Here is a 14,954-nt window from a genome sequence, read left to right as displayed (position 1 = left end):
CCGTGCTGATCTCCCGCCTGATCAAGGAAACGCGCGGCCTCCTCATTCTGGCGAGCATTGCCTGCGTGATTGCAGGAAGCTGCGGCGTGTTGCTGATTGCGACGATCAACGACGCACTTGCCTTCGACACGGCACAACGCGCTGAGCTGTTGATTCGATTTCTTGTTCTTTCAATCACCACGTTTGCGATGAGCGTTCTTTCATCGCTGCTCTTTGAAAGTATGGCGCAGCAAGGGATTGCCATTTTGAGAAAGCAACTCGCCTCTGCAGTCATTGACGCCGATTACGCGCAATTCGAAAAAACAGGTCACCCCCCCATTCAAGCCGCGTTGACCGATCATGTTGCGAGCATCAGTGGATTCTTCCAACTATTGCCGCAAGTCATCGTCAATGGCGCCATTGTGCTCGGTGCCATGGCCTATCTCGCCTGGCTGTCGTGGCAAGTTTTTCTGATGGGCGTACTGACTTTGGGGTTTGGGTATATGGGCTACCACCTGGTCCACCTGCGTGCCGTCAAGCATCTCAATAAGGCCAGCAACGAACAAGACCGCCTGTTCAAGCATTTCGCCGGGCTTTTGGGGGGCGCCAAGGAACTCCGACTCAACGCGCGCAAGCGCGCGTATTTCAGCGAAGACGTACTCACGCACACGATCGACAAAGTCCGACAAGAAAGAACCCGCGGGATGTCAATTTTCATGATCGCCAGCAACTGGGGCGGCTTCCTGACGCATATATTCGTCGGACTGGTTGTGTTCTGGATGATCGATCAAAGCGGAGGGGATCAGCGCATCGGCACCGGGTATGCCTTGGTGCTGGTATTCATGATGACACCCCTTGAAGCACTACTCGTATGTCTGCCGGAGTTCAGCGTTGCTGCCTTGGCCGCACAGCATGTCGAGGCCATGCTGATGCAGCTTTCGATTGCGCCGGTGCGCAGCGCTTGCGCCAAGCCGCAAAACGACGCTCCAACCCCGCCAGCCGAGGAACAAATGCCAACGCTACCATGCACTCCACTTCTACAATTAAGTGCCCTGCGGTTTCAGTTCAAGAGCGACGATGGTGAATCCGGATTTGCGCTTGGGCCAATCAATCTATCCATTCATTCCGGAGAGATTCTTTTTATTGTTGGCGGCAACGGAAGCGGTAAAAGCGCGCTGGCCAAGCTGATCTGTGGTTTGTATATACCCGATTCCGGTCAATTGATCTACAAAGGCCAAATCTTGACAGCTGACAGCCAAGACCGCTATCGGCAGTATTTTTCTGCCGTTTTTTCGGATTTCCATTTATTTGACGAGCTACTTTCTCCCGCCAACGACACCTTGGAGTCGCAGGGCAAGGAGTGGCTACAGCACCTGAAATTGAATCACAAAGTCAGCATTGATCAGGGATCCTTCTCAACCACGGCGTTGTCTTCCGGCCAACGCAAACGGCTGGCCTTGGTCGTCGCGCTGCTAGAGCAAAAATCCATTTTGCTCTTTGACGAATGGGCCGCCGATCAGGACCCGGAATTTAAGCGTTATTTCTATCTCGATTTGTTGCCGGCCCTACGTGAGCAAGGAAAGACCATCATCGCAATCACCCATGACGACCGCTACTTTTCCACCGCCGATCATTTGGTTTGCATGGATGCAGGATGCATCATCTCGGACATCAAAACCTCGGAGACATAACCGGCCTGAAACCGAGGACCGAACACCGCTTTTTTCTGAACAATGACCCTTTTTTCAATCTCGCGCGTCATGTCTATTGAAACCGAGTTTTTCATTGAGATCCGCTTGCCCCACTATCGTTTTTATTTACCCCATCGATCGCTGATGCGCGTTCAACCCGTGCCGGGCGCCCTCCTCAGCCATTTTGATCGAGGTCTTTGAAACATGCGCAGAAATTTCTTGATCATCCACCGTTATCTCGGCTTGGTCATGGCGGGTTTTCTGCTTGTCGCCGGCCTCACCGGTTCGCTGCTGGTCTGGAACGACGAACTGGAGGCCGCAATCAACCCGACCTTGTTCCGCGTCCCCCAACCCGAAGCCTCATCGATTGCGCCGTATCGAATTGACCCGCTTGAATTGCGGCAGTTGGTTGCTTCACATTACCCAGAAGCCGTCGTGGCAGCACTCCCCTTGTCCCGCCAGGAGGGAAAACCACTGGTCTTTTTTCTTTTCTCGCCGCCTGACCCGGTTACCGGCAAGGAAGCAGAATTGGCGGTGGATCAAGTCTTTGTAAACCCCTACACCGGCGCCATTCTCGGGGCGCGCAAATGGGGCGATATCGGCCAGGGGTTGGCCAATCTGATGCCATTCATTTACCGTCTGCACTTCTCGCTGGCACTAGGCGACATCGGCGCCACGCTGTTCGGCATCGTGGCACTGCTGTGGACCATTGATTGCGTTGTCGGAGCGTATCTGACCTTCCCGGCAAGCCGTGCCGGTACATCCATTCGCCATTGGGCGACGCGCTGGTGGCCATCGTGGAAGCTGCGCTGGCATGGTGGTGCATACAAGCGCTATTTCGATCTGCACCGCGCCGGTGGGTTGTGGCCTTGGGCCATGCTGCTCATGTTGGCGTGGAGTAGCGTGGCGTTCAATATGCACTACGTGTACGAGCCAGTAATGCGGGCGGTATTCGCCCATCAGCCCGATGAAGAATCGCTGCCCAAGCTGGCAAACCCGCGCCTGATTGGCAAGCTCGACTGGACGGCCGCCCGCGAGCGGGGTCGCGAATTGATGGCCCAAGCTGCCGCACGCGAGGGCTTTACCGTAGAAAGTGAGGAAATGCTGGTTCACGATGCCGAGCATGGAATGTATCGCTACATCGTGCGCAGCAGCTGGGACTTGCGCGACCAAGGTGGCCAGACTGCCATCCGCTTCGATGCCGACAGCGGCGCCCTGCTCGGCCTCTGGCTGCCAAGCGGTGCCGCCGCCGGGGATACCGTCACCAGTTGGCTGACTGCCTTGCACATGGCTGCCGTGTGGGGGCTACCTTTCCGGATTTTTGTGACGTTGCTGGGCTTGGCGGTGGCATCACTGTCGATTACCGGGGTTTATGTATGGTGGCGCAAGCGCCAAGGGCGGATGAAACAAGGTTTGCCTGCTACCCAGCCCACAAGAACGCAACCAACTCAAGGAAAAATCCGGTGACGAGCATTAGCAGCGCCAACCAGCAACCCCTGGCCCTGCCGGCGCAGGCCGGCATGCGCCCCAGTCGGGCACGGGTGGCGATCTTGTCTTACATTGCGGCTCGCCCCAACGAGTTTTGCCGTTTCGACACCCTGATTCAGTACATGATGCTTGAGCGCCATGGTGTTTCGATTACGTCAGTCTACCGACTGATGGGCGAACTCCATCAACAAGGCCTACTGGAGCGATGCCGGGACAACCAAGGCAAATTCGCCTATCGCTGGTGCCGCACCAACGCCACGCTGCGTGAAATCGAATTCACTGACGCAGCCGGCGGCACGCTCTGTCGTGTGCGCGATGCGTCCTTGCTCAATGATCTGGATCGCGTGGCGCTGGCCGAAGGGGTGACGCTTTCGTCGCCGGCCTGGCGCATCGTGACCACCTCTCTGGCACAAGGATGAAGCATGCTCGGCGTTGGCGGCGGGCGCTCTTCCTCAGCCTGGTCTGGCTGGCGGGCACAACGCTGGATGCTCAAGCTTCCTCTGGTAAAGGAAAGACGGAGGTCGCATCGCCATCACTGGGGTTGGCCACCATACCCCGCCTGAGCGGTGAGCCTTGGGAGGCGCTGAACACCTTGGCACCGATTGCCGAATTTTCGCAGGTTGCGCCGCGGGTGGGTGCCACGCCTAGCCGGCGCACGGAGTTGCGGCTGGGCCACGACGATCGCAACTTGTATGTACGCTTCAAGGCATATGACGACGAACCGGGCAGCATCGTCGCCCAGCAGATGCGGCGTGACGTGGAGGCCATGCTGGCCGAGGATGTGTTGGCCATCGCCATAGACCCGGAAGGCGACGCCCGTAACGGCTACCTGTTCGTGGTCAACCCCAACGGAGCGCAATTCGACGCCTTGATTTTCGACGGCGGGCAGATACGCTTTGACTGGGATGCGCAGTGGATCAGCAACGCACGCATTGAAGCCGATGGCTGGCAGGCTGAACTGAGCATTCCGCTGGCTGCGCTGGCCAGCCAGCCAGCGGGTGAGTCGCGGCGGCACTGGCGGATCAATGCGGAACGCTGGATGCCGCGCGGTAGCGAGCGAGTACGGTTGGCCGGCGTTCAGCCCGACAAGGACGTACACTCCCTGGGCGACGCCCTTCGCATCCCCGCCATCGAAGCCGAATCCACGGCACAGAACCTTCGCCTTAAGCCGGCCCTGCGCTGGGTTGGCGAGTCGGCAGCGGCGTCCGGCACCGGCCGGGACAGGCAGCGCCTCGAACCCTCGCTGGAGGTGTTCCATCAAGCTCAAAGCGGCCTGCGCAGCGCCCTGGCACTGAACATCGACTTTGCTGAAGCAGAGGCCGATGAGCGCCAGGTCAACCTCACCCGCTTCGAGCTTTTTCGCCCGGAAAAGCGGGAGTTCTTTCTCCGCGATGCCGGCCGTTTCACCTTTGGCGGGCTGATCGAGTCGACGGTCATCCCCTATTACTCCCGCCGCGTCGGGCTTGATGCCAACGGGCGCGGGCGCAGCTTGGATGCCGGCCTGAAGGTATCCGGCCAGCTTGGCGGCTGGGATGTCGGCGCCTTTGCCAGCCGTGTCGCCGGCGGCCCGACCGAACCGGGCAGCCCCAATCAGCGGGCGGCCGAAGTAGCGGTGGTTCGCCTTGCCCGCCCACAGGGCGAACATGGCCGCCTCGGCCTGCTGGCAACTACCGGCAACCCGGCCGGAACAAGCAGCAGCAGTCTGGTCGGCCTCGATTACCAACACCGCGACACGCAATGGCAAGGTGACAAAACGCTGGAAGCGCATGCCTGGGCCATGCATTCGCGCAATGAAGGCCAAGGTGACGACAGCGCCTGGGGCGGCAGCATCCTGCTACCCAACGTCGGTCTCAATCTCCGCGCCGAGGTGCAACGCATCGGCACGAACTTCAACCCCGCCCTCGGGTATCTGGCCGAATCCGGCATCGTCCGCAGCATCGGTGAATCGGCATGGTGGCATCGTACCGTCGAGGGTGCCGACATCATGCCAGGCCTGGACTGGCAATACCGCCGCAAACTCGATGGCAGCGAGACGAGCTGGCAACTCAACCCGGAAATTGCCTATTTCACCCCGGCCGGCGAAGGTGGCTTGGTTGAATGGTTCGTCGAAGCGGATACGCTCGCCAGCGGCTACGCCCCCGTACCGAAGCTGTGGATTCCGCCGGGCAGCTATCGCTGGCATTACCTGTTCGGCACCCTGCAATCCGCCACGTCGCGCCCGATGTATTTCACCGCCGAATGGCGCTTTGGTGGCTACTACGACGGCAAACGCAACGACCAGTCAGCCAGGATCGACTGGAAACCGACCCCCTCCTGGGGCGCTCAACTCGGGCTGGCCCGCAATGAACTGGTCCTGCCCGACGCATCCTTCACCGCCTGGACAAGCTCGTTCCGCATCGATTACACCCCCAGCACGCGTCTCGGGCAAAGCCTGCTTGTCCAGTGGGACAACGTCACCCATCAACTCGGCTTCAGCGCCAGACTGCGCTGGCAATGGTCCCCGGGCAAGGAAGCCATCGTAGCCCTCGACCGCCTGGGTTACACCGGCGAACGCAATGCCGGTCAAATTGGCCAGACTGTCGGCATGCTCAAGCTGGTGTGGAACTTTGAACCTTGAAACCGCTGCGTTGATCAAGATTTGCCAGGCTTCTACGACTTTGACATGACCTTTCTCGTGACTCAACACGCAGGCTTCCCGCCCGAAAAGTGCGCCGGTGTGCCAATGCCTACAAGGTCGACTTCGACTTGCGTCGTACGGGTAGCCTGTGGACCGGACCCCGTACCTGGAGGTGGCGCCGGCGACGCGGGCAACACGGGCGCTGAACCAATTGCCACCGTGTTCCATGCCAAGATAGAATGCGAATAATTCCCAATTACACACTAACCAGCCAAGGTGCCGAGCACCCCAGCCAGCTTTCACGCGAGGGTGTTCGTGTCCGCCGCTCAGTCCGCCATTCAGCAGCAAGTGCATGCGCTGTACAGCGACCACCATGGTTGGCTGCACGGCTGGCTGCGCCGCAAGCTGGGCTGCACCCACCGGGCGGCCGATCTGGCACACGACACCTTCGTTCGGCTGCTCACCTCCCGTATGCCGGCCCGGCTGGACGAGCCCCGCGCCTATCTGTCCACCATTGCGCGGGGGCTGGTCATTGACCACTGGCGTCGGCGCGAGATCGAACAGGCCTGGCTGGACACCCTGGCCGCTCTGCCCGAGGCACAGGCGCCGAGTCCCGAGCAGCGCTTGACCATCCTTGAGGCGCTGATCGCCGTTGACCAAGCGCTGGAGGAACTGCCTGCCGCCGTTCGCCAAGCCTTTCTTTGGGCGCAACTCGAAGGGCTGACCTGCCCGCAGATCGCGCAACGCCTGGGCGTATCCCTGGCCACTGCGGAGCGCTACGTCGCCAAGGCCTTGCGCCGTTGCTACGAGCTGCGTTTTGAGCCGTGAGCGCTCCCGCACAGCCGCCCGAACAAGCTCAACGCTTGCCCGACGAGATGGTCGATGCCGCCATCGCCTGGTCGGTCAAGCTCGACTACAACCGCGCCACGGACGCCACGCGGCAGGCCTTTGAGCAATGGCTGCGGGCCGATCCGCTGCACGTGCTGGCCTGGTCGCGGATCGGCACCTTGCGCGGCGACCTGGCCCAGTTGCCCACCCGCCTGGCGCTGGACACGCTGCAGGCGGTCGAGGCGCAGCGTGAATCGGCCCACAAATCGACTCACCATGAGCGCCGTCAAGCGTTGAAACTCCTCTCCCTTTCGGGTTTGGTGCTCGGTCTGGGCTGGGCCGCGCGCGACCATGCCCCCTGGCAGCGCCTGCTGGCGGATGCCTCCACGAGTGTGGGCGAGCAGAAGACCCTGCATCTGGCGGACGGCACCGTGCTTGTACTCAACACGGACAGTGCCGTCAGTACCGACGTGGAAGGCGAGCGCCGGCTCATCGTGCTGCGGCGGGGCGAGATCATGGTGACCACCGGCGCCGACGCTGGCACCGATGCCGGCGCCAGCGGCCGGGGTGCTGCGGCCAAGCGCTCCTCTCGGCCCTTCTGGGTGCACACGCCGTTCGGCCGCATGCAGGCGCTGGGTACGCGCTTTGTCGTCAGGCTGGAGCCGGACAGAGCCCGCGTCAGCGTGCAGGAAGGCGCCGTGGCACTGCATCCCGACAACCCCGCTGCCGAAGTTGGCGATCCAGCCATCGTTCACGCTGGCGAAAGCCGCTGGCTCAGCGAAGCGGGCAGCGCGCCCGCGCAAAGTCTGGGCTTCGAGGCCGATGCCTGGGCCGAAGGTGTCGTGGCCGGGCGCAACATTCGCCTGGGCGATCTGGTAGCCGAGCTGGGGCGCTATCGCAGCGGCCGCGTCACCTGCGATGATCGCGTGGCCGGGCTGCGGGTGTCGGGGGTGTTCCACATCCGCGACACCGATCAGGCGCTGCGCTTCCTCGCGCAGACCCAGCCCGTCAGCGTCGCCTACCGCACACGCTGGTGGGTCACGGTCGGGCCGCAATCCTTGCCGTGAAACCCATGCGCCACGCCACCCGCGCGTGACCGCCCTTGCAGGAGTTGATCATTTCGCGCCAAACCCTGAGCCCCAGCCAGCACGCGGCCTTGATGGCCGCATCCGAGCGGGCCATCTACAGCCAGCGTGTCGGCAAGGGCCATGACCGGGCCGAACACGCCTTCCTGGGAGTCACCATCCGCGCACTCCTGTTGAGGGACTGCCTGGCCAGCGATGAACTGGGGGCTACATCGCCACACCGAAAGGGCGCAGAGCCCTTGCGGACAATCCTGAGCGGCCCAGGCGGCGACAAACGGCTGCAAGGTGAGGGGATTTCGATTCTCGTTCGGCCTACTTGGTGAAAGCGCTCTGCGGCCTGGGTTCTGAAGTCTTCGAATCGCGCGGCCGGGGAGTTTCTCATCCGTCCTGCCGAAAGAAGAATCGATGACCTCGCACCGATCCGCGCAAGCTGCCGCTTCGCGCCACCCCATCCGCCGCAAACACCCGCATTTGCCGCAGCGCACGCTGTTGGCGGCCTCGCTGCAAGCCACCTTGCTGGCCATGTCCGTCAATGCGGCGGCACAGGCCCCGGCTCAGGCACAGACCCCACCTCAAACCGCTATCGGGCAAGAGGCGGGGGGCAAGACATTCAACGTACCGGCCGGGCCGCTGGATGCGGTGCTGGATCGTTTTGCACGGGCAGCGGGCGTCAACCTGAGCTATAACGCCGCACTGGTTGCCGGCCTGACCAGCAAGGGGCTGAGCGGCAGCTACAGCGTGTCGGCCGGGCTGAATGCGCTGCTGGCCGGCAGTGGGTTGGAGGCGATGGCGCTGCCGGGAGGCGGCTATGCCCTGCGCAAGAGCGCGGTGCCTGCGGCGAGCGCGCCCACGCCGGGAGTGATCCGCGAGGCAGTGTTGCCGGTGGTGACGGTGAAGGCCGGGGCAGAACAGCAGACGGCGACGGGGCCGGTTACCGGCTACGTGGCCAGGCGCAGCCTGGGCGCCACCAAGTCCGACCTCCCGCTGGCGGAAACGCCGCGCGCGGTGTCGGTGATCACCGAAGACCAGATGCGAGACCGCAAGGTGCTGACGGTGGAAGATGCCGTGGCGTACACGGCCGGCGTGCAGGTGGCCACGGCGGGTGACGATCCGCGGTTCGATCAGATCAAGGTGCGTGGCTTCGACGTCACCACCGACGCCGATTATCGCGACGGCCTGCGCCAGCCCAACACGGGCTGGCTGTCGTACTTCCACACCGAGCCTTATGCCCTGGAGCGCCTGGAGGTGGTAAAGGGTCCGGATTCGGTGACCTACGGCCAGATCAGCCCCGGAGGCCTCGTCAACCGGGTCAGCAAGCGGCCCAGCCGAGATACGGTGCGTGAGGTGGAGGTGCAACTGGGTACGAACGACCACCGCCAGGTGCAGTTCGATCTGGGCGGAGAGCTGGCACCGCAGAGCGACTGGATGTACCGTCTGGTGGGTCTGACGCGCAAGGCCAACACCGGCACGGTGGGCGTCAACGACGACAGCACCTACATCGCCCCAGCGCTGACCTGGGCGCCCTCGGCGCGCACCCAGGTCACCTTCCTGTCGCACTGGAACCGCTACGAAACCTCGGGCTCACCCAAACCCTTTCAGGCGCCGGACGGCACACTCACCGAATTCTGGAACGGCGACGTCGACTTCGACGGCCTGAAGCAGACGCAGTGGGCGTTGGGCTACGAGGCCCGCCACCAGTTTTCCGACGACTGGACCGCGCGCCAGAACCTGCGCTACGCCCGGGTGCGCACCGACAACCAGTACTTGGAAGGCACGCTGGATGCCGACGGCACCACCATCCTGCGCGACAGCTACGGCGTCTACGAGAAGATGCGGACCCTGGCCGTGGACACCGCGCTGGAAGGCCGCCTGTCCACCGGCGCGCTGCGCCACGCGCTCACCCTGGGCCTGGACCATTCCCGCCTGACGGCGGACGTGAGCTACCTGTATGGCAGCGCACCGTCGATCAGCATGATGAGCCCTGACTACCATCAGGCCATCGCCCGGCCCGATACCGTGCTGGTCGAGCAAGGCGTGAAAGGCACGCAAACTGGCCTCTACCTTAACGACCAGATCACGGTGGACAACTGGCGGCTGTCGGCCGGCGTGCGGCGCGATACGGTGCGCCAGACCCAGACCGATCTGAGCACGGGTGAGCGCACACCTCAGACCGACCACGCCACCACCGGCAGCCTGGGCGTGCTCTACCGCATCGACAACACCTGGTCGCCTTACGCCAGCGTGGCCACCTCCTTCATCCCGCAGTTCGGCAGCAACCTGGCGGGCGATGCCTTCAAGCCCACCAAGGGCAAGCAAGTGGAGTTGGGGCTGAAGTACCAGCCGGACGGCGGCCGCGTCAGCCACACCATCAGTGTGTTCAACCTGGTGCAGCAGAACGTCAAGACCCGCGATCCGGCCAACGAGGTCAATTACGTCCAGACCGGCGAGGTGCGTTCGAGAGGGGTGGAACTGGAGTCCAACCTCAGTCTGGCCGCTGGCCTGGACCTGACCGCCAGCTACACCTACAGCGACGTCAGGATCACCCGCAGCAACGACGGCAACGAAGGCAAGCGGCCGATCACCACCCCAAAGCACATGGCCGCAGCCTGGGTGCACAAGCGCTTTGGCAGCGGACTGTTGCAAGGCGTTGACCTGGGCCTGGGCGCCCGCTGGACGGGCGAGACCTTCGCAGACGCCGCGAACACCGCGCGCAATGCCGGCTACACCATCGTCGATGCGCGCATCGGCTACGACCTGCGCGAGGTGCTGCCGGGCGCCAAGCTGGGCCTGAACGCCACCAACCTGACCGACAAGCGCTACCTCTCATGCCAGGACGGCTACTGCTACCGGGGTCGCGGGCGCACCGTGGTGGCTAGCTTCAACTACCAATGGTGAGCCCGGAACGCGGCGCGGCGCCCCGACGCTGGCGTGTCCGGTCGGCCATGGTTCTGCTGCACCGGTGGGTGGGCCTGGGCATGGCAGCCTTCCTGTTTGTGGCGGGGGTGACCGGCGCCGTGATCTCCTGGGACCACGAACTGGACGAGTGGCTCAACCCGCACCTCGTCGAGGCCCCCGCACAGGCTGCAGCGGCCGGCCCGTTACTGGCACCATTGGCCTTGGCGCGGCAGGCAGAGGCACGGCATCCGCAGGTGGAGGTGACCTACGTGCCGTTGTCGGTCGAGCCCGGCCATTCGCTAGCGCTGTTCGTCGAGCCTCGGGTGAACCCGAAAACCGGCAAGCTCTTCACACCGGGTTTCAACCAGGTGTTCGTTGACCCGGCGACAGGCAACGAACTCGGGCGGCGCGAGTGGGGCGCCGTGTGGCCGATCAGCCAGGAGAACTTCGTCTCCTTCCTCTACGTGCTGCACTACAGCCTGCACCTGCCCACCTGGGGCGGCATCGACCGTTGGGGCGTGTGGCTGATGGGTATCGTGGCCTTGCTGTGGACGCTGGACTGCTTCACCGGCCTGTACTTGACCCTGCCCGCTGCCACGCGCAGGCAGAGCGGGCCATCGGCGGCCATCTCGCGTGCCCGTGCATGGTGGCAGCGCTGGCTCCCGGCCTGGAAGGTGCGCTGGCGTGCCAATGCATACAAAGTCAATTTCGACCTGCACCGTGCGGGCAGCCTGTGGGCCTGGGGCCTGCTGCTGGTGCTGGCCTTCACCGCGTTTTCGCTGAACCTGTACCGGGAGGTGTTTTTTCCGGCGATGTCGTGGGTGTCCGACGTCACGCCCTCACCGTCGGACACGCGCACGCCGGCACCGCTGGATCGGCCCATTGCCCCAGGGGTGTCGTTCGAGGCGATCCTTCCCTTGGCCGCGCAAGAGGCGGGGCGGCGCGGTTGGCCCGAACCAGCCGGGGCCATCGGCTATGACCGCAGCGTGGGCATCTACACGGTTCAGTTCTTTGCGCCGGAGGACGAGCATGGCGCCGGGGGCGTGGGGCCGCGTGCGCTCTACCTGGACGGACAGAATGGGCGGGTTCTGGGTGCGCGTGAGCCGTGGAAGGGCACAGCGGCAGACCTCTTTGTGCAGGCCCAGTTCCCTGTCCACTCAGGACGCATCCTGGGGCTGCCCGGCCGGATCCTGGTCTCGGCTTTGGGGCTGGTGGTGGCCATGCTGTCGGTCACCGGGGTGGTGATTTGGTGGCGCAAGCGGCGCGGGCGACAGGAGCGCTGAAGTGAGCACAGCTCCAGCAACATGACCACTGTGGTCAACACTGGCATGCGGAGCCGCTGACCGTCGTCGCTGGATCCGGCCTCCTCGAAGATTCAGGACTTGAATCACGAACGGTTCCGCTTTTGGGCCTCTCATTCGATTAACCGGATGAGAGGCTTCCCAATCGTCCATTCCTCCGCTGGGTTGGCGCGAAGGGGCAGCTTGATTTCGCTGATCAACCCCTTGTCCAGGAAGACGAAGCATGACCAACCGCGCCATCCACGCCCGCCGCAGGGCCGCCACGCCCCAAGCCACACATTCGACCCACCTCCGGCCCACGCCCCTGGTAGTGGCCCTGCACCTTGCGCTCATGGGCGGCACGCTGATGGCGTCCGGCTGGAGCACCGTGGCCCATGCGCAGGGCAGCGGCACGGCGGCATCTTCGGCTGAAGCAGCGCCAAAGCGCTACGACATTCCTGCTGGGCCGGTGGGCACTGTGGTGGCCAGGTTTGCAGGCGCCTCGGGCGTGCTGCTGGCTGGCGCCTCTGAGCTGGTGCAGGGCCGCAACAGCCCAGGCCTGAGCGGCACCTACACCCTTGATGCCGCCATCAAGGCGCTGCTGGCCGGCTCCGGGCTGGACGCGGTGCGGCAGGCGAATGGCAGCTACGCGTTGCGGCAGGCTGCGCCGGCTGCGGTGCCAACCCCGGCGAGTCCGGCGCACACGGCGGCCGAGGCCGTGTTGCCTGTGGTAACGGTGAGGGCCGGGGCGGATACAACGCGCACCGGCTTGGCAGCAGAGGGCTACTGGGTGACAAGTAGCGGTGTCGCTGGATTCACCGAACGCCCGATCAAAGACACACCGTTCTCGGTCAAGAGTGTTTCCAGCGAATTGATGCTCAATCGCGGTGTCGGCGATCTGGGGAAACTGGATCAAATCGACGCGTCGGTAAGCAACTCATACAGCAACTGGTATCCCGGCCAGTTCATTCGAGGCTTCTCGCTCGTCAACGACACCAACTACCGTCGCAATGGTCTCGCCTTTCAACAGCCGTACACCGTCGGACTGGAGAACAAGGAGCGGGTCGACGTGCTCAAGGGCCTGTCCGGGCTTCAGGCGGGTTTTTCCAGTCCCGGTGGCGTCATCAATTACGTCATCAAGCGGCCGGAAGACATTTCGGAGCTTCATCTGACCGTCAACCAGTTTGGCAACGCAAAGATGCATGTGGATGTCGGGCGCATGCTGACCGATGACGTTGGTGTTCGCCTGAATGCCGCAGTGGAAGATGAGCGCAACCAAATCGACCATGTCCATGGGCCGCGCAGCTTCGTTTCAGGGGCGGTTGCTTGGAAGATCACCCCGAACACAAGCTTCGATTTCGACATTGAGCACGAGCAACGCAAGAAGACATTCCAGCCCAATCTCACGTTGAACACAGATGGCAAGATACCCGCAATGCCCAGCCCATCCACGTTTTTGGGGCAACAGTGGGCGAGCTTCAATGTTGACTCGACTGCGATGAGCGGCAAGCTGGAGCACCGCTTCAGCAGCGATTGGTCTTCCTCGCTTGCCATCGGCCATCACATTCTCAAGCGCGACAACACTTGGCTCGGTTTCGACTCGATTGCGCCGAACGGTGATGCTGACGTCAATCTTTGGCATTCTCCCAACGACAAGGGCGAGGCCACTGGGGTGCGGTTCGCGACCAACGGAAAGTTTGCGACGGCGGGCCTTCAGCATGACCTGGCCTTTGGCTATGAGCACACGCGAGTGAAGTTCGCTTGGAACGCAGCGTGGGTGAGCGCCTTCGGCAGCACCAACATCTACAACCCGGTTGCCCTTGTCCGGCCCAGCGGCACGTACGACAGCGGTGGCGACACGGATCTTCGGCGAGACGGATTTTTCATCAATGACGTCGTTGCCCTTGGTGAGAAGTGGGACATCCACCTGGGCGGACGCTACGGCGTGGTCGAAGATCAGGCCTCGTATGCCGACTCCGCCTATGAGAAGACCGCCTTCACGCCCACCGTCGCATTGGTATTCAAGCCGCGCCCCGACCTATCCGCTTACGTGAGCTACACAGAAGGTCTGGAAACGGGCGGCACGGCGCCAACCGGTACGACCAACGTCAATCAAATCATGCCGCCGCTGGTGAGCAAGCAAGTCGAAGCCGGCCTCAAGGGCGAGATTGGGCAATTGGCTTGGGAAACCAGCATCTTTCGCATCTCCAGACCCGCCGAGTACACGAATGGAGCCAACACCTACGTGCAAACCGGTGAACAGCTGCATCAAGGGCTGGAGTTTTCGGTCTCCGGGAAAGTCACGCGCGAAGTCACCTTGTTCGGCGGCGCAATGTGGCTGGATGCCAAGCTGAAAGAAACGGGAGATCCCGCCACCGCCGGCAAGCGCCCGACGGGCGCGGCCAATCAACGGGTGGCGCTGACGGCTGAGTACGCGCCTGCTGCGTTGTCGGGGTGGACTTTTGCAGCCAACTTGACCCACACGGGCAGCCGTGCCGTTGATGCGGCCAACACAGCCATCGCACCGGGCTATGAACTCTTTGGCTTGGGGTTGCGCCACCAGCGCAAGATTGCCGGAAAGGACGTGACCTTCCGCCTGAATGTGGACAACCTCTTCAACAAACGCTACTGGGCAAAGGTGGACAACGACGCACTGGAGGTAGGTGTGCCCCGCACGGTGTGGGGTGGTTTGTCCGTGGCTTTCTGAACGAATATCGGCATGTATGACAACTTCGTGAGGCAACACCTGAGCGAGTGTCCTTTTTCCGATCTCGCGTGTCATAGCAAGTGAGACCCCTGTGCGCGGCCGCGCCGCGTACAGGTTTCCCATACCTCCCCGAAGTGCCGCCACCGCCTGGAATTGACTTCGGCGGCCCCGCCTCTGCCCAGCCGCCGCGTTCGTCTTTCGCTGGTAGGGGAAGGTCATGGTCGAAGTTCTGCCGATGGCGAGGTTGACCGGATAGAGAAAACCCACCAAAGGACTGCACATTTTCGGCCGTCGTGCGTCTATAGAAAGAGTAAGACTCATTTGCAATTACCCCGATCCTCAAAGAACAACAATCGATGCGTCATCCGCCGCTTTCACTCGCCT

At 62.8% G+C, this 14,954-nt stretch carries 9 protein-coding genes; all 9 read left to right on the top strand.

Annotated features, from left to right (window positions below; translation table 11 throughout):
* Positions 1-2: 2 nt before the first annotated feature.
* The 9 genes from C667_RS00255 to C667_RS00210 all read left to right on the top strand — a co-directional run bounded on the left by C667_RS00255 (position 3) and on the right by C667_RS00210 (position 14,570).
* A complete protein-coding gene (locus C667_RS00255) occupies positions 3-1,670 on the top strand; it encodes a cyclic peptide export ABC transporter (protein WP_004354826.1) in 1,668 nt (555 codons plus the stop codon).
* Positions 1,671-1,889: 219 nt separating this feature from the next.
* Positions 1,890-3,137, top strand: a complete 1,248-nt coding sequence (locus tag C667_RS00250) for a PepSY-associated TM helix domain-containing protein (protein ID WP_211207632.1) — start codon at positions 1,890-1,892, stop codon at positions 3,135-3,137.
* The gene (locus C667_RS00245; protein ID WP_004354822.1) at positions 3,134-3,577 is read left to right on the top strand and encodes a transcriptional repressor; all 444 of its coding nucleotides are present in this window, start codon (positions 3,134-3,136) and stop codon (positions 3,575-3,577) included. Before C667_RS00250 ends, C667_RS00245 begins: the two co-directional genes overlap by 4 nt.
* Positions 3,574-5,775, top strand: a complete 2,202-nt coding sequence (locus C667_RS00240; RefSeq protein ID WP_245538391.1) for a carbohydrate binding family 9 domain-containing protein — start codon at positions 3,574-3,576, stop codon at positions 5,773-5,775. Before C667_RS00245 ends, C667_RS00240 begins: the two co-directional genes overlap by 4 nt.
* Positions 5,776-6,084: 309 nt before the next feature.
* The gene (locus C667_RS00235) at positions 6,085-6,603 is read left to right on the top strand and encodes a sigma-70 family RNA polymerase sigma factor (protein ID WP_004354817.1); all 519 of its coding nucleotides are present in this window, start codon (positions 6,085-6,087) and stop codon (positions 6,601-6,603) included.
* 35 nt (positions 6,604-6,638) lie between these two features.
* Positions 6,639-7,670 carry a FecR domain-containing protein gene (locus tag C667_RS00230; protein ID WP_004354815.1) on the top strand — a complete coding sequence of 344 codons (1,032 nt, stop codon included), beginning with the start codon at positions 6,639-6,641 and terminating at the stop codon, positions 7,668-7,670.
* A 423-nt stretch (positions 7,671-8,093) separates the two neighbouring features.
* Positions 8,094-10,583, top strand: coding sequence for a TonB-dependent siderophore receptor (locus C667_RS00220; protein ID WP_245538390.1), 2,490 nt, complete (start codon positions 8,094-8,096; stop codon positions 10,581-10,583).
* Positions 10,584-10,630: 47 nt separating this feature from the next.
* The gene (locus C667_RS00215) at positions 10,631-11,866 is read left to right on the top strand and encodes a PepSY-associated TM helix domain-containing protein (RefSeq protein ID WP_004354808.1); all 1,236 of its coding nucleotides are present in this window, start codon (positions 10,631-10,633) and stop codon (positions 11,864-11,866) included.
* A gap of 241 nt (positions 11,867-12,107) precedes the next feature.
* On the top strand, positions 12,108-14,570 hold the full coding sequence (locus tag C667_RS00210; protein WP_004354806.1) for a TonB-dependent siderophore receptor: 2,463 nt from the start codon (positions 12,108-12,110) through the stop codon (positions 14,568-14,570).
* Positions 14,571-14,954: the final 384 nt, after the last annotated feature.

The sequence above is a fragment of the Thauera phenylacetica B4P genome (assembly GCF_000310225.1).
GTDB lineage: Bacteria > Pseudomonadota > Gammaproteobacteria > Burkholderiales > Rhodocyclaceae > Thauera > Thauera phenylacetica.
This window is presented reverse-complemented; position numbering and strand designations above follow the sequence as displayed.

Coding starts and splice junctions, on each gene's coding strand:
- C667_RS00240 (WP_245538391.1), top strand. CDS start 3,574: ATGAAGCATGCTCGGCGTTGGCGGCGGGCGCTCTTCCTCAGCCTGGTC.
- C667_RS00220 (WP_245538390.1), top strand. CDS start 8,094: ATGACCTCGCACCGATCCGCGCAAGCTGCCGCTTCGCGCCACCCCATC.
- C667_RS00215 (WP_004354808.1), top strand. CDS start 10,631: ATGGTTCTGCTGCACCGGTGGGTGGGCCTGGGCATGGCAGCCTTCCTG.
- C667_RS00210 (WP_004354806.1), top strand. CDS start 12,108: ATGACCAACCGCGCCATCCACGCCCGCCGCAGGGCCGCCACGCCCCAA.